This window comes from Bacillus sp. AR8-1, from assembly GCF_008042345.1.
Lineage (GTDB): Bacteria > Bacillota > Bacilli > Bacillales > Bacillaceae_G > Bacillus_A > Bacillus_A cereus.
This window is the reverse complement of the sequence record NZ_QNUB01000023.1, coordinates 45093-64942: the sequence shown is the minus strand read 5'-3', so window position 1 is coordinate 64942 and position 19850 is coordinate 45093. Positions and strand designations below refer to the sequence as shown.

The window sequence follows — 19850 nt, the reverse complement described above, 5'->3', positions numbered from 1 at the left end:
ACACAGCTCTTTTTTTATTTTAGTGATCTAATTCAATAAGTAAATCACCCGTTTGAATTGCATCACCATCGTTAACATATACTTTTTTCACTTTACCATTGAACGGCGCTTGAACTGTCGTTTCCATTTTCATCGCTTCTGTAATTGCCATAGAATCGCCTTTTTTCACTTCATCGCCTTCTTTTACAACTACTTTAATTACCGTTCCTGGCATTGTTGCACTAATGTGATTTGGATTTTCACGGTTTCCTTTCACACGTTGTGCAACTGTTGCTTTCACACTCTCGTCTTTCACGACAATTTCACGTGGTTGACCATTAAATTCCAAGTAAAGGACACGATTTCCATCCGGCTGTGGTTCTCCAATTGATACAAGTTTAACCATCAATGTCTTACCTTGTTCAATTTCCACATCAATTTCTTCACCTAGTCTCATACCATAGAAGAATGTCGGTGTATCAAGTACAGATACATTTCCATAAAGCTCAGCAACTTTTTCATAGTCCATAAATACTTTTGGATATAATGCATATGCAACTACATCAAAAATTGTTACTTCGCGTACAAGTTTATGGAATAATTCTTCTTTTAACGCGTCGAAATCTACTGGCTCTAGTAGTTCACCTGGTCTTACTGTTAACGGCTCTTTCCCTTTTAAAATAATCTTTTGCAATTCTTTCGGGAAACCACCGTACGGTTGACCTAAATCACCAGAGAACATTTCAACAACAGATCCAGGGAAGTCCAAAGCATGTCCACGCTCTAAAACATCTTGTTCTGTCAGGTGGTTTTGAACCATAAATAACGCCATATCGCCAACAACTTTTGATGATGGTGTTACTTTTACAATATCTCCAAACATGTCATTCACACGACGGTACATTACTTTCACTTCATCAAAGCGATCTCCTAAACCAACCGCCTTCGCTTGTTGCTGAAGATTACTATACTGTCCACCTGGCATTTCATGCATATATACCTCTGTGTGAGGTGCATTCATACCACTTTCAAACGGTGCATAGTATTTGCGTACATCTTCCCAATAATGAGATAGCTTTTCTAAAGAATCGATATTAACATCTGGTTGTCTTTCATTTCCACCTAGTGCATAGAATAATGTGTTCGCACTCGGTTGTGACGTTTGACCAGCCATAGAACTCACTGCTACATCGACAATATCAACACCTGCTTCAATTGCCTTCGTATACGTTAATATACCATTTCCACTCGTATCGTGCGTATGCAGGTGAATCGGAATCGATACCGTCTCTTTTAATGCTGAAACTAAATCATATGCTGCGTTTGGTTTTAGTAAGCCAGCCATATCTTTAATACCTAAAATGTGAGCTCCCGATGCTTCCAACTCTTTTGCTAAGTTTTTATAATAATTCAAATCATATTTACTACGTAATGGATCATGAATATCTCCTGTGTAGCACATTGTTGCTTCTGCAATTTTACCAGTATCTCGTACAGCATCAATTGCAACTCTCATACCTTCTACCCAGTTTAAACTATCAAAAATACGGAACACATCAATGCCTGCTTGAGCAGAACACTCCACAAATTTTTGAATTAAATTATCTGGATAGTTTTTGTAGCCAACTGCGTTTGACGAACGTAGTAACATTTGAAATAAAACGTTCGGCATTTTTTCACGAAGATCTAGTAATCGTTCCCATGGATCTTCTTTTAAGAAACGATACGCGACATCAAACGTTGCACCGCCCCACATTTCAGCTGAGAATAGGTTTGGTAACATTCTCGCTGTTGGCTCTGCAATTTGATGTAAATCTTTTGTACGAATACGAGTTGCAAGTAATGACTGATGTGCATCACGGAATGTTGTATCCGTTAAAAGTACACGGTTTTGATCCTGTACCCATTTTACTAATCCATCTGCTCCACGCTCGTCCAAAATTTGTTTCGTTCCATTTTGGATTGGCTCTGAATGTTTTAAACATGGAATACGAGCATCTGGGAATATTGGCTTTTCTTTTTTCCCTACTCCTGGGAAGCCATTTACTGTTACTGAACCAATATAATTTAACATTTTCGTTCCGCGGTCTTTACGTTTCGGGAACAAGAATAGTTCAGGTGACACATCAATAAACGAAGTATCATATTCTCCTGATAAGAAGTTTTTATGTTTTACTACATTCTCTAGGAATGGAATATTTGTTTTAATACCACGAATACGGAATTCTTTTAAGTTACGTTCCATTTTTGCAGCAGCTTGCTCAAAAGTAAGTGCCCAAGTTGTAACTTTTACAAGTAAAGAATCGTAGTATGGTGTAATAACTGCACCTTGGAAGCTATTTCCTGTATCAAGACGCACACCAAAACCACCGCCTGATCGATACGCCATAATTTTTCCTGTATCCGGCATAAAATTATTTAGTGGGTCTTCAGTTGTTACACGAGATTGGATTGCAAATCCGTGTACAACCACTTCCTCTTGCTTCGGAACACCTACTATTTTACTATGTAATGCATGTCCATCAGCTATTAAAATTTGCGATTGAACGATATCGACTCCTGTGATCATCTCTGTAATCGTATGTTCTACTTGAACACGTGGATTTACTTCAATAAAGTAAAACTCATCATCTTTTACAAGGAATTCTACTGTTCCTGCATTTAAATAGTTTACATTTTTCGTTAACTTCACAGCAGCATCACAAATACGCTGACGCAGATCATCTGAAAGTGATACACTCGGTGCTATTTCTACAACTTTTTGATGACGACGTTGTACAGAACAGTCACGCTCGTATAAATGAACAACATTGCCTTCTTCATCTGCTAAAATTTGTACTTCTATATGTTTAGGTTTTTCAACGAATTTTTCGACGTAAACTTCATCATTACCAAAGGCTGCTTTCGCTTCTGATTTTGCTCGATTATATGATTCTCCTAATTCCTCACTAGTACGCACAATACGCATACCACGACCGCCACCACCAAGGGACGCTTTAATAATAATCGGGTAATCATACTTTTCAGCAAATTTTTCGACTTCTTCTAATGAATCTACTGGACCATCACTACCAGGTATAACTGGAATTTGTGCTAGCTGCGCTTGTGTTCTTGCTTTCACTTTATCTCCAAACATATCTAAATGCTTACTTTTCGGACCGATAAAGATAATTCCTTCTTCTTCGCAACGTTTCGCGAATTGAATATTTTCTGACAAGAAACCATATCCAGGGTGGATTGCATCTACATGATTACTTTTTGCAATCTCAATAATGCCTTCAATATCTAGATAAGCATCAATTGGTTTTTTTCCTTCCCCAACTAAATAGGACTCATCGGCTTTATAGCGATGATAAGAACCACTATCCTCTTTCGAATAGATTGCAACTGTTTTTAATCCAAGTTCCGAACAAGCTCGAAACACACGAATTGCAATCTCTCCACGGTTAGCTACCAATACTTTTTGAATACGTTGCAGCTTTGTCATGATTTTCCCCCTCTACTTTCCTACCACTCTAGAGATAAAATATATACACACCTTAAAAAGCGTGAAGTTCTTCACTTTCCACATTATATTATACTTAGAAAGCTTCACTTTATTTTTATCCATCATACCTTATTTTTTAACAAATGATAAGTTTTCTGTGCAATTTGTTTCACAAAAATAGTATAGCATACCTCTTCCTTTTCTAACAACTTAATTGTATATCACATTTAAACAAATGTGATATATCTTTTAACTGAAAGAGAAATTAATACATCATATTTAAAACTACTTGAAAATAAAAAACACATCCTGCTCTAAAGCACGATGTGTTTTTTATTTTACAACTACAAGATGTGGTCCATTTTGTTCTCTTTCTTTCATTAGACCATTCTGTTGTTTCTCTTGTCGTTTCACGTGACTAGCAATATTGAGTAGTATTCCCATTGCAAGTAGATTAGCTAATAAAGAACTTCCGCCGTAACTAACAAACGGTAATGGTACCCCTGTTAGCGGTATTACTCCAGACATACCACCGACATTGATAAACGTTTGAACTCCAAACAAGCTTGCAATTCCGATAGCTATTAAACTTCCAAATGGATCTGTACACTTTTGTGCAACTCTAAATGACCGAATAATAATAAGTAATAAACAGATTAAAATGATAGCTACACCTATAAAACCAAGTTCTTCAGATATAATTGCCATTATAAAATCCGTTTGCGGTTCTGGTAAATAACCATATTTTTGTACACTATTCCCTAAACCTCTACCATTAAGCCCTCCAGAAGCAATTCCAATAAATGAATTCACTAATTGAAATCCATCCTTTTGAGGATCATTAAACGGATCAAGGAAAACAGAAAAACGTGCCTTTTGATATGGATTTAATGCATAATTACCAAGAAGATATAGTGCCGGAATCCATACTATAGAAGTTAAAGCAATTCGTTTAATCCATAAGTTAACCTGTACTCCCGAACAAAGAAACATAATTCCTACTGTTCCTGCAATTAACAAATCAGTACCTAAATCATTTTGCTTTAATATTAAAAACATGATTATACCAACACCAATAAGTACTGGACCTGACCCTTTGGAAACAGGTGTATTCGTTTCTTGTCTTTTGGCAAAGAAATGAGCTAAGACAAGAATAACTGTTATCTTAACAAATTCTGCAGGCTGTATTCCAAATATCCAGCCGTTTGCACCGTTTACTTTCTTAGTGAAAAAAGCAGCTGCAGCTAATAAGGCAACACTAGCACCGTAACTCCCCAACAAAAAAATTCGTTTTCTCCAAACTTTATATGGGATAGTAGCAATAATTATTAATACTATTGTCCCAACAACTAAAGTAATTAATTGTCTTTTAAAAAAGAAATTTGCTGGTTTATCAAATCTCGAAATCGCAACAATGGAACTAGAACTATATACCATTATTACTCCCAGCACACATAAGATAACAAGAGGAAGTAACAATGAATAATCCATTGATTTCCATACTTTTTTCATTTCATTTCCTCTTTCTGTTTCAATTTAATTATTGTTGTATTCCATATGTACATTGATTCTTCCTGCTTTATTATACAAATAAAAAGCCCAAACTAATTTAGTTTGAGCCCCCTTATTTGAACCCGTTATTGTTGTTTGTTTGTAAACGCTTCATGAAGTGCAGATAACTCACGTTCGAGCTCACCTAACATTGCTTTCCCTTGTTCTTCTGCAATAAGACCAAGGCGAACTGCAAAATCGACCTCGCGGGATAGTCCAAACATTTGTGTGTCTAACACTTCTTCATATAATGGACATTGCGGCATTGTAAGATGGTCCATTTGCACCTTAATAAGTCTTAAAATCTTCTCTGCATCCGCTTGTAGAAGGGCTAGTGCCTTTTCCTGATGATTTGCTACTGTCTCAGACGCCAAATTGATTCCCTCCGTTTCCGTCCTACTCTCCTCTATCCTATCTATTAATATTAGCGATAGTTTTAATAAATTGCAATAGAAACATTTTTTGTGACAACAGTGTCTAATGCTATTATACTGAAAAGTGGGAGTATAACACAAATGGGGGAACAACAATGAGCGAAATTTTATTTATTAACGGAAAAGTACGTTTTCCAATCACTATTGATCCAACTGTTTGGATCTTTGATGATCGAAAAGTAGATTTGACAACTTACTTTGATGAAACTAGAGAAAACACGTCTGAACTAGAAACTTATTTAAAAAACACTTCAGAACATTGGGATCGTGAAATTCGTGATGGTGCTGCCTTCCCGCCGATACAACAAAGTGTAAAGAAATATAAAAAAGAACAGCTAATTACTGGAACATTTGGTATACCATTTCATCCATTCCTTGCTAACGCTGAAATTTTAGAGGACGCTACGCAAGTTGAAATTGAAACTGTAGATCATACAATGACACTTCCATTAGAAACTGTCAAAAATGCTATACTAGGTTTTTCAAAAGAAGGAAAGCCATTAAAAGAAGACGGACCTGTTCATCTCTATTTCAATGATGGATCTAATCGACAAAATCCAATCCGGAACATCCGTAAATTTACAATTATTTAAAGAAAAGGAGTGAGCTTAAGCTCACTCCTTTTTACAATAAATCTGCTGCTAGTTGAGCTAAATTAGATCGCTCCCCTTTAACAAACTTCACATGACCACTAATGCGCTGTTCTTTAAACTTCTCTACAACATACGTTAAGCCATTATTATATTCATCTAAATATGGGTGATCAATTTGCTGAGGATCTCCCATCAATACAATCTTACTCTTTTCCCCTACCCTAGTTAGTATCGTTTTCACTTCATGCTTTGTTAAATTTTGTGCTTCGTCAATGATAATGAACTGATCTGGAATACTTCTCCCGCGTATATAAGTAAGGGCTTCTACTTCAATCGAACCCATTCCAGCTAAAATAGCATCTAACTCTCCTGGCTTTTTCGTATTAAATAAATACTCTAGGTTATCAAAAATTGGTTGCATCCATGGTCTTAACTTTTCTTCTTTTTCTCCTGGTAAATAACCGATATCTTTTCCGACTGGGACAATTGGTCTTGCAACGAGTAATTTTTTATATAACCCTAAATCTTCTGTTTGCATAAGTCCCGAAGCTAACGCAAGTAACGTTTTTCCTGTGCCGGCTTTCCCCGTTAATGTTACAAGCGGAATATCTTCACGAAGCAACAATTCTAATCCCATAATTTGCTGCACATTTCGTGGTCGTATCCCCCATACTTGTTCATTGTGAAAAATAAGTTTCTTTACCTTCTTACCTAAGTGATCCACAATGCCAAGCGCCGAACTAGAGCCCCCTAATGCATCTTTCATTACTACAAATTGATTTGGGTAAAAAGGATGATTCGCAATTTCAGATAGAGGCAATTCACCTTTCTCATAAAAATAATCCAATTGTTCTTTTGATATATATCCTTCTAAAAAGCCAGAATATATATTTTCTACTTCAATTACGCGATCACTTAAATAATCTTCAGCCTTCAAACCAATTGCATCAGCTTTTACCCTTACGAGTACATCTTTACTTACTAAAATAACAGACTTCCCGTCCTCTTTTTCCTGTTCTTCTAAAGATAGATTTTTTGCTACAGCTAAAATTCGATTATCATTTGTTTTTTCTACAAAAATATCTTGTAGTTGCACAAATGAACGATGGTTTAATTCAATACGAAATGTTCCGCCATTTTCTAGCGGGATACTTTCATGCAGCTTTCCTATTTCACGAAATTTATCTATTAACTTAGATACATAACGAGCATTTCGTCCTACTTCATCCATATAACGTTTTTTCGAATCAACCTCTTCTAATACAACTGCTGGAATCACTACTTCATTGGTTTCAAATGAAAAAATAGATAAAGGATCCTGCAAAAGTACATTCGTATCTAACACATAAATTTTATCCAACCTGTTACCCCCTGACTCCACTTTTAAATTTGTAGAACAAGGGTTTCATCCATAAAATATGGACGAACCATTGTTATAATTATATGTACCGTGTAAACGAGGTAGAATCGAAAATCATAGTCATTAAACCTTTTATTTATTCTTTATTCATTTCTATTCAATATATTACTTTTTATTATAATTATTAACGTTAAATCACAATAACCGATTACAAAAGTGAATAAACGAATTTCTTATTTAGCACATTTATAATTCTCTTATTCCTACTAGTACTTCGTTATCCAGCTTTTTGGCCGCCCGAAGATCGTATGTTTTTTCATATGTTGGTTCAATTGCAAGTTTCGCACCATAAAACATAACATCACGTACTTCTTGCACATTAACTTCTATTACAGTTAATTTCAAAGAAATACCTTCCATTCTATCTGTCAAAATTTCACCTGCACCACTTATAGAAAATACGGATTCATTCGCCATTATAGTCAATACTACACCTGTATTATGCCTTATATTTTCCACAATACGTGAACGTTGATCTACTGCAAATCGAATACTAGTTTTGCTCACTGCATACACCCAAGAAATAGCACTTACGTTAGGAAGTTGTTTTTCGAAATCTGTCGTTGCTATCATCACAATACACTCTTTACGCAACGTTTGTACTAAACCCTCTGTTAAAGTAGGCTCTACTACATTCGCCATATTTTCACCTCCAAACATACTTGGTATATCCTTATCATAACTTATTTTTCGAATTGCGAAAATATTATTTTTTCCCACTATTATTCAAAAACATTATACTTCCATGATATACTTATACTGATAGAATTCGTATTGAGGTGACGAAATGAGAGTCAAATGTATGATTTGTGATAAAAAAGATATGTTAGATGATGAAAATCCTATGGCAAAAAAACTGCGTAATCGCCCTATTCATACATATATGTGCATGGAATGTTCGGAACGAATTGCAGAGCGTACAATGGAACGTCATGCAAGTGGTAATTTCCGATTATATCGTGATAAAAAAGTCGAAGACGATTGGTAAAATGTAAATAAGTCCTTAATCATATAGATAAGGACTTATTTATATTTTTCAGGTTCGCGATTCATTTGATCCAAGAAACAATCAATAGCTTCTAATGGAAACCTTGCAGATTTCCTTTCCCCATTCATTTCATATATAATTAAATACATTTCCTCGTTCTTTTTAACTTCCACATTTTTTAATTTATGTTCTTCATATATCATATTTTGAAATAACAAATACGTTTCTTTTGCAGCACTATCATCCGGACGTGCTTCCGCAACTGTTTTAATTGTTAACCAATTATATAGTGCATCTTGTACTGAACGCATAAAACTTCGCCCCCTCACCCTGCTTTTTGTTGTTTCGCTTGACGCAAACGCAATCTATAAATTCCAAGTACAATTGCCGCTACAACAAGTCCTTCTCCAACAGGTAAAAATACAGCAAAAAAGGTTAATACTGTACATCCAATTGCTAATGATATGTATATTACTATATTTTTTAGTACAGACAACTTTCTAGCAAATCCTAAATTATAGACGAGAGCACTTAATATAATAATCGTCCCATAAAGTAACCACATTCCTAACTCTGGATTTTCATCAACTTTACATAATTTCGCAAAAAAAGACATTCTTTCTAACACTATTTATCCCCCCTTCTCATAAAAAACAAAATTTCTTTATGTACTTAATACAAGAGTAACCTGCGAAAAAAATACTGTCCACTAAAAAGAGTAAATATTCTAAAAAATAAATATAAAAAAACAGCTACCTTTAAGGTAGCTGTTTTTTTATGCTTCTACAGATTTCTTTTTCTTAGCAGCTCTTTCACGTTCGCTCTTATCAAGAATCTTTTTACGTAAACGAATTGATTCTGGAGTTACTTCACAGAACTCGTCATCGTTTAAGTACTCTAATGACTCTTCTAGAGTCATTAAGCGTGGTTTTTTCATTGTTGAAGTTTGATCTTTCGTTGCAGAACGAATGTTAGTTTGTTGTTTCATTTTCACAACGTTAACTGTTAAGTCGTTCTCACGAGTATGTTCTCCTACGATCATACCAGCATATACTTCTGTACCTGGTTCAACGAAGATTACACCACGGTCTTCAACTTGCATAATGCCGTATTGTGATGCTTTTCCTGTTTCAAGTGAAACTAGAACACCTTGGCGACGTCCACCCACTTGTCCAGCATGTACTGGTTGGTAGCAATCGAATGTATGGTTTAAAATACCGTAACCACGAGTTAATGTTAGGAATTCTGTTGTGTAACCAATTAAACCACGTGCCGGAACCATGAAAGTAAGGCGAACTTGACCGTTTCCGTTATTCACCATATCTAACATTTCACCTTTACGTGCACCCATTGATTCCATAATAGAACCAGTGTATTCTTCAGGAACATCGATTTGTACGCGCTCTACAGGTTCACATCTTACGCCATCGATATCTTTAATAATTACTTCAGGCTTAGATACTTGTAGTTCATAACCTTCACGACGCATGTTTTCAATTAAGATAGATAAATGCAATTCCCCGCGTCCAGATACGATCCATGCATCAGGAGAATCTGTATTATCTACACGTAAACTTACATCTGTTTCTAATTGTGAACGAAGACGCTCTTCAATTTTACGAGATGTAATAAATTTACCTTCACGACCTGCAAATGGGCTGTTATTTACAAGGAATGTCATTTGTAGCGTTGGCTCATCAATACGTAATAATGGTAAAGCCTCTTCATGCTCAACCGGACATACCGTTTCACCTACGTTAATGTCTTCCATACCTGAAACAGCTACTAAATCTCCAGCTTTTGCTTCTTCAATTTCTTGACGTTTTAATCCAATGTAACCGAATAATTTCGTTACGCGGAATTGTTTTACACTTCCGTCAACTTTCATTAAAGCAACTTGTTGTCCAACCTTCATTGTACCGCGGAATACGCGTCCAACTCCAATACGTCCAACGTAGTCGTTGTAATCAAGAAGTGCTACTTGGAATTGAAGTGGCTCTTCGCTGTTATCAACTGGTGCTGGAATATGTTCGATAATTGTATCGAATAATGATTTCATATTCTCTTCTTGATTTGCCGGATTTGAATCCAAGCTTGCTGTTCCGTTCATTGCTGATGCAAATACAACTGGGAACTCTAATTGATCTTCGTTTGCACCAAGTTCGATGAATAAGTCAACTACTTCATCAACTACTTCATCAGGGCGAGCGAAGTCACGGTCAATTTTGTTTACAACAACGATTGGAGTTAAGTTTTGCTCAAGAGCTTTCTTTAAAACAAATCGTGTTTGTGGCATACAACCTTCATATGCATCAACAACAAGTAGAACACCATCAACCATTTTCATGATACGTTCTACTTCTCCACCGAAGTCAGCGTGACCTGGTGTATCTAAAATGTTAATTCTTTTATCTTCATAGTGAATCGCTGTATTCTTCGCTAAAATTGTAATACCGCGTTCTCTTTCTAGATCATTTGAATCCATTGCGCGTTCTTCAATATGTTCATTCGCACGGAATGTCCCCGCTTGACGTAATAACTGGTCAACAAGTGTTGTTTTACCATGGTCAACGTGGGCAATAATTGCTATATTACGTAAATCTTGTCGTTTTTTCAACATGTCCAACTCCTAATGTCTTTTTAATCCTTCTCTATTATAAGAGCGAAGGGGATACAATAGCAATTAAAATAAAAGCAAGAATGAAAATATAGTTGTATTCTTACTTTTGTGAAAGTAAAATGAGATTGGAGGGTGAAGAAATGGAACACATTCAATATCGCTTTTTATTAACCGCAATTATCGGTGTTATTTTCTTAATCGGTATCGGCATTATGATTGCTGAAAATAGTCCAATCGGTATTATTATTTGCATTATCGGTACATTTGTTGCAGTTGGATATGGTTTTGTAACAAAAAGAAAAATGCGCAAATCACAATAACGCTAAAAAGTAAGAAGCTTATACATAGCCTCTTACTTTTTTTGTGGCTCTGATATAAAAGATAACACTTCTTCATACACTCCTGGTTTTGCAACTAGCACACTGCTCTTCTCTATGATAGAAAGTGGCGCTCCAGAGAATGTCGTTACCTTCCCTCCAACTTCTTCTACAATTATCTGTCCTCCGCCAAAATCCCATGGTGATAATCTCGGCGTTACATATGCATCTATTCTTCCTGTTGCAACGTACACCATCTCTAACGCTGCACAGCCATACGATCTCGTGCCCCTTGCTTTCTTAACAAGTGCCATCATACTTTCCATATTAAGCAATGGATTATCTGTAAGCCATACCGCATTTAAAGCTACAATACCTTGCTCTACAGTTCCTTTTTCCAATGGAGGAATTGATATATCATTACAAAAAGCTCCAGATCCCTTGACTGCATGATATAGTTCATCATGTACTGGATCATAAATAAGTCCAATCTTTCCGATACCGTTCTCATAAATCCCAATTGAAATTGCAAAATTTCTTTTTTGATGAACAAAGTTCATCGTGCCGTCAATTGGATCAATTAACCAAACAACCCCGTCAGAAGACGTTATCTCGTCTCCATAACCTTCTTCTCCTAAAATATTATGATTCGGGAATGTTTCTTTAATTTTCCCAATTAAAAACTGTTCTATCTCTCGGTCCATATTTGTAACTAAGTCAGCTGCATTGGATTTTGTTTCTATAATAAGTGCTTTTTTCATGGATGCCATTAAATGCTCTCCTGCATCCCGAATCCACCGTTTGGCGTGTGCATCGATGTCTTTCCATACTTCTTGCATGTTTAAACACTCCGATCTTTACTGTTCACAGAAAAAACGAACCCTTTATAAGGTTCGCACCAACTAATTTTTTATACATATACTATTATTACGCTTCTAAACGAATCATTTCAAGTCTTAACACTTCTAACTTTTGTACACACTCTTCTTTTTTCTGTTTATCATCTTCCATCATCGCATCATATAAAGTTGCTAATTCATAATCTAGCTCCAAACGTAGCACCGGTATTCTCTTTTCGGCATCTGTTCTCTTTAACGCATTAATCACCTGTCTCATATTATTTGCCTCCTCCCAATATTCGTCTGCCCTCGGACTATAATTAATTCAATTTTCTGATTTTTTGTTTTATACTATACTATGTTGGATAAATCATCTATGCAACAAAATTATATTTTTTTATTTAAATTTTTTTGTGCTGTTTTTTTTATGAATAGTACAAGCTATGCTAAAATAAAAGCAAAATAGGAGTTGGAGGAACAATCATGACAATACAAACATTCAAGTCAACTGATTTTGATGTCTTTACAGTTGATGGTCTCGAAGAACGAATGAGTGCAATTAAAACGAACATTCATCCTAAGCTAGAAGCTTTAGGGGAACAATTTGCAGAATACTTATCCCAACACACTGATGAGAACTTTTTTTATCATGTTGCAAAACACGCACGTCGCAAAGTCAATCCACCAAACGATACTTGGGTTGCTTTTTCAACAAATAAACGAGGATATAAAATGCTACCGCATTTCCAAATCGGCTTATGGGGTACTCATGCCTTCATATACTTTGGTTTAATCTATGAGTGTCCACAAAAAGTTGAGACGGCTCATGCCTTCTTAGAACATTTAAATGATTTAAAAACAAATATTCCAAATGACTTCGTTTGGTCCATTGACCATACTAAACCAAGTGTGAAATTACATAAAACACTTGAAACCGAAGACTTACAAAAGATGATTGAACGACTAGCTACTGTAAAAAAAGCAGAATTATTAGTTGGTATTCATATATCACCAGAGGAGTTTTCAGCAATGACCAACGAACAATTCCTTGCTAAGATTGAATCTACGATGCAATCACTCCTTCCTTTATATGCACTTTGTAATCGATAGTAGAAAACGGACAATTTATATTGTCCGTTTTTAGTTGTTATCACATTATATCACTTCAGTTTTTATTTTTCAAAATATTTTTTACATTTTTACAAGCTTTTGTTCTTCGACTTCCTTTGCTCTTTGAATAGCACGATATATAGAGTATCCACTTACTTCTTGAAACTCTTTATCAATTTTCTTTTCTTCTGCTTTCGATGGAACAATCTCTTTAAAACGACGATATAAACCCATTAATTCTTCTCTTATAATTCCTTTTTCATAAGCTTTCTCAATTGCTTCATAAAACTTCACAATTATAACCATTTCCTCATTTGACCAATCATAATCTAACGGATATTGATATTCCATTTCGCACCTCATTTATCATTTCTTCTTGTTTCATTATGCTATCTTAAAGAGAATGTTTTATTCTTCATTATAGCCACTCTGCATTATACACTATTTATTCATTTTAATGGAATTGTCTTCCTCCATTCATTAGTTGAGGCTAACTATTAAACATACTCACCTTAAAAATATTTTTTTCTATACATCTATAATTATTGGTGATATAATGCTTTTGTTTTATAGAAAATAAAGTGAAGCTACCATCTCAAAACCGATTTTTTGAATGGCAGAAAAACAAGCCTCATTCTAAAAAAAGGACTTACCTTTTTTAGAGCAGGATTATATAAAACAAATTAAATATTATGAAGAAGAAGGGGTGTATAGATTGTCCCAATACGAAACACCATTGTTTACCGCTTTAGTTGAGCACAGTAAGCGAAATCCAATTCAATTCCATATTCCTGGTCATAAAAAAGGACAAGGCATGGATCCTACATTTCGCGAATTTATTGGGCATAATGCATTAGCAATTGATTTAATTAATATTGCGCCACTCGATGATTTACATCATCCAAAAGGTATGATTAAAGAAGCACAGGATTTAGCAGCCGCTGCATTCGGTGCAGATCATACTTTCTTTTCTATTCAAGGTACAAGTGGCGCTATTATGACAATGGTGATGAGCGTTTGCGGTCCTGGTGACAAAATCCTAGTACCACGAAACGTGCATAAATCAGTAATGTCAGCTATTATTTTCTCAGGTGCAAAACCGATTTTCATGCATCCTGAAATCGATCCGAAACTCGGTATTTCTCATGGAATCACAATTCAATCTGTCAAAAAAGCACTTGAAGAGCACTCAGATGCAAAGGGCTTACTTGTTATTAACCCAACGTACTTTGGATTTGCTGCAGACTTAGAACAGATTGTACAATTAGCACATTCTTATGACATCCCTGTACTAGTCGACGAGGCTCATGGTGTTCATATTCATTTTCACGATGAATTGCCGATGTCAGCGATGCAAGCTGGTGCAGACATGGCAGCAACAAGTGTTCACAAATTAGGAGGCTCTTTAACTCAAAGTTCTATTCTTAATGTGAAAGAAGGCTTGGTGAATGTAAAACATGTCCAATCTATTATTAGCATGCTTACAACTACATCAACTTCTTACATCTTGTTAGCATCACTTGATGTTGCGAGAAAACGTCTTGCTACAGAAGGAACAGCACTCATAGAACAAACAATACAATTAGCTGAACATGTTCGTGATGCTATAAATTCTATTGAGCATCTTTACTGTCCTGGAAAAGAAATGTTAGGTACAGATGCTACCTTTAACTATGATCCTACAAAGATAATTGTATCTGTAAAAGATTTAGGTATTACCGGCCACCAAGCTGAAGTATGGCTTAGAGAGCAATATAACATTGAAGTAGAACTCTCAGATCTATACAACATACTATGTCTTATCACTTTAGGAGACACAGAAAGTGATACAAATACACTTATTGCAGCATTACAAGATTTAGCAGCAACATTTAGAAATAGGGCAGATAAAGGTGTTCAAGTACAAGTAGAGATTCCAGAAATTCCAGTGCTAGCACTTTCTCCTCGAGATGCTTTTTATTCGGAAACAGAAGTCATTCCATTTGAAAATGCAGCGGGTCGTATTATAGCTGATTTTGTTATGGTTTATCCGCCAGGGATTCCAATCTTTACTCCGGGGGAAATTATTACACAAGAAAACTTAGAGTATATTCGTAAAAACTTAGAAGCAGGTTTACCTGTACAAGGTCCTGAAGATATGACATTACAAACATTACGTGTTATTAAAGAGTACAAGCCTATCAGTTGATAGGCTTTTTTTCACCTTTTTTCCTTTTCTTCATACGATACTAAAGAATGTAACGTATAGGTGGGGATACTATTATGATTGTAATAGGCCGTTCTATTGTACATCCTTATATTACAAATGAATATGAGCCATTTGCAGCAGAGAAACAACAAATTTTATCAATAATGGCAGGAAATCAAGAAGTTTATTCCTTCCGAACAGCTGATGAACTCAGCTTTGATCTCAATTTACGAGTTAATATTATTATCTCTGCACTAGAACTTTTTCAAAGTGGATTTCAGTTTCGCACATTTCAACAATCCTTTTGCAACCCCCAGTATTGGAAAAGAACATCCCTTGGAGGATTCGAGCTTCTTCCAAACATACCACCTTCTATTGCCATACAAGATATTTTCAAAAACGGAAAACTATATGGAACTGAATGCGCAACCGCTATGATCATTATTTTTTATAAAGCTTTATTATCATTGTATGAGGAAGAAACTTTCAATCGTCTATTTGCAAACCTTTTACTTTATACATGGGACTACGATCAAGATCTAAGACTCATAACAAAAAACGGTGGCGATCTTGTTCCAGGTGACCTCGTTTACTTTAAAAATCCACAAGTGAATCCAGCTACGATTGAGTGGCAAGGAGAAAACACAATCTATTTAGGAAATTTCTTTTTTTACGGACATGGCGTAGGTGTAAAAACAAAAGAAGAAATTATTTATTCATTAAATGAACGACGAGTCCCTTACGCTTTTATTTCAGCTTTCTTGACCGATACTATTACCCGTATAGATAGCCGTATAATGAGCCAATACGCTTCTTCTAGTACACCACAGACATCCATAAGCTTTATTCCAATTAGAGATGATGCAATCGTTGCAACAGTTGGCCATACAACTACAATTTATTAAAAAAGCGCCTACACATGTAGGCGCTTTTTCTTATTATTAAGCTTTTGTATGTTCTTTATGGTCACATTCGCAATGAGATCCACATTTCCCGTATAGTACTGTTGATTTTTCATCTTCAAAATGTCCAATTGTTCCTTCACATACTTGGCATACGATTGTTCCCATTTTCATTTCCCCCTGAGTTTTAATAGTAATCTATTTATCTATCATTAAGCTTTCGCATTATCTTTTCTAGCACAGTCACAATTTGTTCCACATTTTCCGTAAAGTACTGTCGTTTTCTCATCTTCAAAATGTCCGATTGTTCCTTCACATACTTGGCATACGATTGTTCCCATTTTTCATTTCCCCCTAAGTTTATGGTCCTAAAAACTTTTAGCTGTCCATTTCCTATCAATTATTGGGCTTTTGTATGCTCTGTGTGATCACATCCGCAAGATCCACATTTCCCGTAAAGTACCGTTACTTTCTCATCTTCGAAGTGTGCAATTGTACCTTCACAATCTTGACATACGATTGTTCCCATTTTTCATTTCCCCCTAAGTTTATAATCCCAAAAACTTTTTTGTAACCGCTTAACTTTCTGTCTTTATTTTAATATGTTATACTTTTTACGTCAATAGGTTTTTAGTATAACACATTAAATATTTTAAATTTTAATTAGTATGCGATATTCAAATAAAAAACAGCCATATTTATAAGTACGACTGTTTCACATTAATTATTCTTCATATTCCGCATGTAAAGAAGTTGACGGAACTAGAAATTTGAAAAACTGAGCTAACTCCTTCGCTTCCTCTTCTGATCCTAATTTAAAAATCTCCTGTATATATTGAACATTCTCTACATCATCTCTTCCGAGTAAAGTAGACCTTCCTGTTTGCATACAAACAATGAGCGGTTTTCCAAAAAACATATTTGTATAAATAACACCAAAATCATAACGTGTATCATGTGTCATAAACCCTAAAAATCGTACCTTCACACTTTCATGCTCATCATACAATTTTTCAAACATTGGTTTCCACCTTTCTACATCACGTTTCATTAATAGTATATTAAACAAAACATGTAATACTCCTTTTAATTGTCAAAAAATTCAGTAGGATGTAGAATGATAGTATTCTACTAAGTTAGGGGGAACTTATATGCAACACGCCTTTATTACGCTTGTACCAAAATCCAAACAACAATCTGTTTCAATAGATGATATAAAACAACTTTTTCATTATTATAAAACAGTTACTTCTAAAACTGGTGCCCAAATTAATTACACGTATACAAATACCGCTTTTCCTTATGAAATTTTAGATACATCTACAACAACATTAAAACTTCAATCCAATCACGACCGGTATGACTCAATTTATATTGGTGTTGGTATAGAAAATGAACAATTTTTCATCCAAGTTTCTTTACCACCTAATGCAACATATGGTGACAAAGGGAAAGCAAATGAATTTTGCCGTTTTTTAGCGAAGAAATTAGAAGGAGAGTTACAATTATTTAATGGAAGAACAATGTATTTTTATAAACGTTAATTTAAAAAATAAATAATACGATTAAAAATAGTATACAATTCGAACATGTAAGAAATAACGCTTGCTTTCTTACGTGTAATACAAAATACGCTATTACATAGGCTAAATACAGGAATACGAAAAAAAGAATAACTTTATAATGAAACTTATCACCATTCGATAATGTTAATACAGTGGAAAAGCCACTCCATAGTAGTAAATGATAAAATATAACATGTAATATTTTCATGGAACCTTCTCCTTTGACATGCTCTATTTTATTAATATATGGGGTTAAGTTTGAATCAATTACATATTATAGGATGATATATATTACCTTTGAAGTAAGTTACGCCTAAATCATTTGTTAAAGTATTATATATTCATTCGACAAGTACGTTTAAAGACCTTGCAAGTCATTTGATGAAAATAAAAATAGCCCCTCTCTTACAATAAGAGAGGGGCTATTTACATTACTTAAATTATTTTACAATGTGAATTGGCATTCCAAGAGCAACTTCAGCTGCTTCCATTGTGATTTCACCTAATGTTGGGTGAGCATGGATTGTTTGAGCGATATCTTCAGCTGTCATTCCAGCTTCGATAGCTAAACCAATCTCAGAGATAATATCAGAAGCACCTGCACCTGCAACTTGAGCACCTACAAGAAGACCATCTTCTTTACGTGTTACAAGTTGTAGGAAACCGTCAGTGCTGTTTAATGATAATGCACGACCGTTAGCAGCGAATGGGAACTTAGATACAGTTACAGTCATTCCAGCTTCTTCAGCTTGTTTTTTAGTGTAACCAACAGATGCTAATTCTGGATCAGTGAAGCATACTGCAGGAATTCCGATGTAATCGATAGCTGATGCATGGCCACTAATTGCTTCTACAGCTACTTTACCTTCGTAAGAAGCTTTGTGAGCTAATGGTGGTCCAGGAACGATATCACCGATTGCATAGATGTTTGGTACATTTGTACGACATTGCTCATCGATTTCGATGATGCCGCGGTCAGTCATTTTAACTCCAACTTGCTCAAGACCGATTTCTTGAGTGTTTGGACGACGACCTACAGTTACTAATACGTAATCTGCTTCTACAGTTTGGATTTCACCTTTAACTTCAAAGCTAACTTTTACGCCAGTTTCTGTTTCTTCAACGCCTTTAGCCATAGCTTTTGTATGGATATTTACGTTACCTTTTTTCTGTAGAGCACGTTTAACAACAGAGCTCATAGCTTTTTCGAAACCAGCTAAGATTTCGTCGCCAGCTTCTACTACAGTAACTTCTGTACCGAAGTTAGCATATGCAGTACCTAATTCCATACCGATGTAACCGCCGCCGATTACAACAAGTTTTTTAGGAATTTCAGGTAAGCTTAAAGCACCTGTAGAGTTGATAACACGTTTAGAGTATTTGAATCCTGGAATTTCGATTGGTGTAGAACCAGTTGCAAGAACAGCATTTTTAAACGTATAAGTTTGAGCTGCATCTTCAGTCATAACGCGTAATGTATTAGCATCTACGAAGTAAGCTTCACCGCGAATGATTTCAACTTTGTTACCTTTAAGAAGGCCTTCAACACCGCCAGTTAATTTCTTAACTACGCCGTTTTTCCATTCTTGAACTTTTGTAAAGTCAACTTTTACGTTCTCTGCAGTGATACCCATGTCATCAGAATGCATTGCATTCTCATAACGATGACCTGCATTGATTAACGCTTTTGAAGGAATACATCCAACGTTTAAGCATACGCCACCAAGGTTAGCTTTTTCAATGATTGCTACCTTTTGACCTAATTGTGCTGCACGAATTGCCGCAACGTATCCACCAGGACCTGCACCAACAACGACTGTATCTAATTCAATTGGGAAATCTCCTACTACCATTGTT

At 35.4% G+C, this 19850-nt stretch carries 24 protein-coding genes; 7 read left to right on the top strand and 17 right to left on the bottom strand.

Annotated features, from left to right (window positions below):
* Positions 1 to 19: 19 nt before the first annotated feature.
* The 3 genes from pyc to DN400_RS18285 form a co-directional block, all read right to left on the bottom strand.
* Positions 20 to 3466 (bottom strand): pyruvate carboxylase, encoded by a 3447-nt coding sequence (pyc, locus tag DN400_RS18300; RefSeq protein ID WP_147801800.1) that lies wholly within the window; start codon positions 3464 to 3466, stop codon positions 20 to 22.
* Positions 3467 to 3799: 333 nt separating this feature from the next.
* A complete protein-coding gene (locus tag DN400_RS18290; protein ID WP_016512362.1) occupies positions 3800 to 4978 on the bottom strand; it encodes an FtsW/RodA/SpoVE family cell cycle protein in 1179 nt (392 codons plus the stop codon).
* Positions 4979 to 5103: 125 nt separating this feature from the next.
* Positions 5104 to 5391, bottom strand: coding sequence for an Fpa/YlaN family protein (locus DN400_RS18285; RefSeq protein WP_000135694.1), 288 nt, complete (start codon positions 5389 to 5391; stop codon positions 5104 to 5106).
* Between the two features lie 155 nt (positions 5392 to 5546).
* Here DN400_RS18285 and DN400_RS18280 point away from each other — a divergent pair, with 155 nt between their 5' ends.
* Positions 5547 to 6044, top strand: coding sequence for a molybdopterin-binding protein (locus DN400_RS18280; RefSeq protein WP_001289810.1), 498 nt, complete (start codon positions 5547 to 5549; stop codon positions 6042 to 6044).
* A 31-nt stretch (positions 6045 to 6075) separates the two neighbouring features.
* Here DN400_RS18280 and DN400_RS18275 read toward each other — a convergent pair whose 3' ends face one another.
* Both DN400_RS18275 and DN400_RS18270 read right to left on the bottom strand, forming a co-directional pair.
* Positions 6076 to 7404, bottom strand: coding sequence for a PhoH family protein (locus DN400_RS18275; RefSeq protein ID WP_000358083.1), 1329 nt, complete (start codon positions 7402 to 7404; stop codon positions 6076 to 6078).
* A 246-nt stretch (positions 7405 to 7650) separates the two neighbouring features.
* The gene (locus DN400_RS18270; RefSeq protein ID WP_147801799.1) at positions 7651 to 8106 is read right to left on the bottom strand and encodes a pyridoxamine 5'-phosphate oxidase family protein; all 456 of its coding nucleotides are present in this window, start codon (positions 8104 to 8106) and stop codon (positions 7651 to 7653) included.
* A 145-nt stretch (positions 8107 to 8251) separates the two neighbouring features.
* Here DN400_RS18270 and DN400_RS18265 point away from each other — a divergent pair, with 145 nt between their 5' ends.
* The gene (locus DN400_RS18265; protein ID WP_001995040.1) at positions 8252 to 8452 is read left to right on the top strand and encodes a YlaI family protein; all 201 of its coding nucleotides are present in this window, start codon (positions 8252 to 8254) and stop codon (positions 8450 to 8452) included.
* A gap of 35 nt (positions 8453 to 8487) precedes the next feature.
* Here the strand turns inward: DN400_RS18265 and DN400_RS18260 are convergent, their stop codons facing one another.
* The 3 genes from DN400_RS18260 to typA form a co-directional block, all read right to left on the bottom strand.
* Entirely contained in the window at positions 8488 to 8763 is a 276-nt protein-coding gene (locus DN400_RS18260; RefSeq protein ID WP_065229297.1) for a hypothetical protein, read from the bottom strand.
* Positions 8764 to 8777: 14 nt separating this feature from the next.
* Positions 8778 to 9080, bottom strand: a complete 303-nt coding sequence (locus DN400_RS18255; RefSeq protein WP_000893662.1) for a YlaH-like family protein — start codon at positions 9078 to 9080, stop codon at positions 8778 to 8780.
* Between the two features lie 147 nt (positions 9081 to 9227).
* A complete protein-coding gene (typA, locus tag DN400_RS18250; protein WP_000914752.1) occupies positions 9228 to 11072 on the bottom strand; it encodes a translational GTPase TypA in 1845 nt (614 codons plus the stop codon).
* A gap of 140 nt (positions 11073 to 11212) precedes the next feature.
* Between typA and DN400_RS18245 the strand changes: the two genes are divergently transcribed.
* Positions 11213 to 11392, top strand: a complete 180-nt coding sequence (locus DN400_RS18245; protein ID WP_000400123.1) for a DUF5325 family protein — start codon at positions 11213 to 11215, stop codon at positions 11390 to 11392.
* Between the two features lie 32 nt (positions 11393 to 11424).
* Here DN400_RS18245 and DN400_RS18240 read toward each other — a convergent pair whose 3' ends face one another.
* Positions 11425 to 12228, bottom strand: a complete 804-nt coding sequence (locus tag DN400_RS18240) for an inositol monophosphatase family protein (protein WP_065229298.1) — start codon at positions 12226 to 12228, stop codon at positions 11425 to 11427.
* An 88-nt stretch (positions 12229 to 12316) separates the two neighbouring features.
* The gene (locus tag DN400_RS18235) at positions 12317 to 12505 is read right to left on the bottom strand and encodes a hypothetical protein (RefSeq protein WP_001250164.1); all 189 of its coding nucleotides are present in this window, start codon (positions 12503 to 12505) and stop codon (positions 12317 to 12319) included.
* Positions 12506 to 12711: 206 nt separating this feature from the next.
* Here DN400_RS18235 and DN400_RS18230 point away from each other — a divergent pair, with 206 nt between their 5' ends.
* Positions 12712 to 13338 (top strand): YktB family protein, encoded by a 627-nt coding sequence (locus tag DN400_RS18230; RefSeq protein WP_000155318.1) that lies wholly within the window; start codon positions 12712 to 12714, stop codon positions 13336 to 13338.
* An 81-nt stretch (positions 13339 to 13419) separates the two neighbouring features.
* Here DN400_RS18230 and DN400_RS18225 read toward each other — a convergent pair whose 3' ends face one another.
* Positions 13420 to 13689, bottom strand: a complete 270-nt coding sequence (locus tag DN400_RS18225) for a UPF0223 family protein (protein ID WP_000456546.1) — start codon at positions 13687 to 13689, stop codon at positions 13420 to 13422.
* A gap of 364 nt (positions 13690 to 14053) precedes the next feature.
* Between DN400_RS18225 and speA the strand changes: the two genes are divergently transcribed.
* Both speA and DN400_RS18215 read left to right on the top strand, forming a co-directional pair.
* Positions 14054 to 15526 carry an arginine decarboxylase gene (gene speA, locus DN400_RS18220; protein ID WP_000084899.1) on the top strand — a complete coding sequence of 491 codons (1473 nt, stop codon included), beginning with the start codon at positions 14054 to 14056 and terminating at the stop codon, positions 15524 to 15526.
* Positions 15527 to 15600: 74 nt separating this feature from the next.
* Positions 15601 to 16431 (top strand): protein-glutamine gamma-glutamyltransferase, encoded by an 831-nt coding sequence (locus DN400_RS18215; RefSeq protein ID WP_000635337.1) that lies wholly within the window; start codon positions 15601 to 15603, stop codon positions 16429 to 16431.
* 36 nt (positions 16432 to 16467) lie between these two features.
* Here DN400_RS18215 and DN400_RS18210 read toward each other — a convergent pair whose 3' ends face one another.
* From DN400_RS18210 to DN400_RS18195, 4 genes are all read right to left on the bottom strand, one after another.
* The gene (locus DN400_RS18210; protein ID WP_000536796.1) at positions 16468 to 16596 is read right to left on the bottom strand and encodes a GapA-binding peptide SR1P; all 129 of its coding nucleotides are present in this window, start codon (positions 16594 to 16596) and stop codon (positions 16468 to 16470) included.
* A gap of 44 nt (positions 16597 to 16640) precedes the next feature.
* Complete coding sequence (locus tag DN400_RS18205; RefSeq protein ID WP_000536803.1) at positions 16641 to 16769, bottom strand: GapA-binding peptide SR1P; 129 nt, start codon at positions 16767 to 16769, stop codon at positions 16641 to 16643.
* 59 nt (positions 16770 to 16828) lie between these two features.
* Positions 16829 to 16957 (bottom strand): GapA-binding peptide SR1P, encoded by a 129-nt coding sequence (locus tag DN400_RS18200; RefSeq protein ID WP_000536778.1) that lies wholly within the window; start codon positions 16955 to 16957, stop codon positions 16829 to 16831.
* 195 nt (positions 16958 to 17152) lie between these two features.
* Entirely contained in the window at positions 17153 to 17449 is a 297-nt protein-coding gene (locus tag DN400_RS18195; protein ID WP_000462038.1) for a DUF3055 domain-containing protein, read from the bottom strand.
* Positions 17450 to 17579: 130 nt separating this feature from the next.
* Between DN400_RS18195 and DN400_RS18190 the strand changes: the two genes are divergently transcribed.
* The gene (locus DN400_RS18190; protein ID WP_023522926.1) at positions 17580 to 17972 is read left to right on the top strand and encodes a DUF1885 family protein; all 393 of its coding nucleotides are present in this window, start codon (positions 17580 to 17582) and stop codon (positions 17970 to 17972) included.
* 1 nt (position 17973) lies between these two features.
* On the opposite strand, the gene DN400_RS18185 is transcribed toward DN400_RS18190, so the two are convergent.
* Together DN400_RS18185 and lpdA are read right to left on the bottom strand one after the other, a co-directional pair.
* Positions 17974 to 18201, bottom strand: a complete 228-nt coding sequence (locus tag DN400_RS18185) for a hypothetical protein (RefSeq protein ID WP_000697470.1) — start codon at positions 18199 to 18201, stop codon at positions 17974 to 17976.
* Positions 18202 to 18433: 232 nt separating this feature from the next.
* Positions 18434 to 19846, bottom strand: coding sequence for a dihydrolipoyl dehydrogenase (gene lpdA / locus DN400_RS18180; RefSeq protein ID WP_000260104.1), 1413 nt, complete (start codon positions 19844 to 19846; stop codon positions 18434 to 18436).
* Positions 19847 to 19850 lie beyond the last annotated feature (4 nt).

Bases quoted from the DNA above. Each gene is read 5' to 3' on its own strand.
- pyc (WP_147801800.1), bottom strand. From the start codon at position 3,466: ATGACAAAGCTGCAACGTATTCAAAAAGTATTGGTAGCTAACCGTGGA.
- DN400_RS18290 (WP_016512362.1), bottom strand. From the start codon at position 4,978: ATGAAAAAAGTATGGAAATCAATGGATTATTCATTGTTACTTCCTCTT.
- DN400_RS18280 (WP_001289810.1), top strand. From the start codon at position 5,547: ATGAGCGAAATTTTATTTATTAACGGAAAAGTACGTTTTCCAATCACT.
- DN400_RS18270 (WP_147801799.1), bottom strand. From the start codon at position 8,106: ATGGCGAATGTAGTAGAGCCTACTTTAACAGAGGGTTTAGTACAAACG.
- DN400_RS18265 (WP_001995040.1), top strand. From the start codon at position 8,252: ATGAGAGTCAAATGTATGATTTGTGATAAAAAAGATATGTTAGATGAT.
- DN400_RS18260 (WP_065229297.1), bottom strand. From the start codon at position 8,763: ATGCGTTCAGTACAAGATGCACTATATAATTGGTTAACAATTAAAACA.
- typA (WP_000914752.1), bottom strand. From the start codon at position 11,072: ATGTTGAAAAAACGACAAGATTTACGTAATATAGCAATTATTGCCCAC.
- DN400_RS18245 (WP_000400123.1), top strand. From the start codon at position 11,213: ATGGAACACATTCAATATCGCTTTTTATTAACCGCAATTATCGGTGTT.
- DN400_RS18240 (WP_065229298.1), bottom strand. From the start codon at position 12,228: ATGCAAGAAGTATGGAAAGACATCGATGCACACGCCAAACGGTGGATT.
- DN400_RS18235 (WP_001250164.1), bottom strand. From the start codon at position 12,505: ATGAGACAGGTGATTAATGCGTTAAAGAGAACAGATGCCGAAAAGAGA.
- DN400_RS18230 (WP_000155318.1), top strand. From the start codon at position 12,712: ATGACAATACAAACATTCAAGTCAACTGATTTTGATGTCTTTACAGTT.
- DN400_RS18225 (WP_000456546.1), bottom strand. From the start codon at position 13,689: ATGGAATATCAATATCCGTTAGATTATGATTGGTCAAATGAGGAAATG.
- DN400_RS18215 (WP_000635337.1), top strand. From the start codon at position 15,601: ATGATTGTAATAGGCCGTTCTATTGTACATCCTTATATTACAAATGAA.
- DN400_RS18210 (WP_000536796.1), bottom strand. From the start codon at position 16,596: ATGGGAACAATCGTATGCCAAGTATGTGAAGGAACAATTGGACATTTT.
- DN400_RS18205 (WP_000536803.1), bottom strand. From the start codon at position 16,769: ATGGGAACAATCGTATGCCAAGTATGTGAAGGAACAATCGGACATTTT.
- DN400_RS18200 (WP_000536778.1), bottom strand. From the start codon at position 16,957: ATGGGAACAATCGTATGTCAAGATTGTGAAGGTACAATTGCACACTTC.
- DN400_RS18195 (WP_000462038.1), bottom strand. From the start codon at position 17,449: ATGTTTGAAAAATTGTATGATGAGCATGAAAGTGTGAAGGTACGATTT.
- DN400_RS18190 (WP_023522926.1), top strand. From the start codon at position 17,580: ATGCAACACGCCTTTATTACGCTTGTACCAAAATCCAAACAACAATCT.
- DN400_RS18185 (WP_000697470.1), bottom strand. From the start codon at position 18,201: ATGAAAATATTACATGTTATATTTTATCATTTACTACTATGGAGTGGC.
- lpdA (WP_000260104.1), bottom strand. From the start codon at position 19,846: ATGGTAGTAGGAGATTTCCCAATTGAATTAGATACAGTCGTTGTTGGT.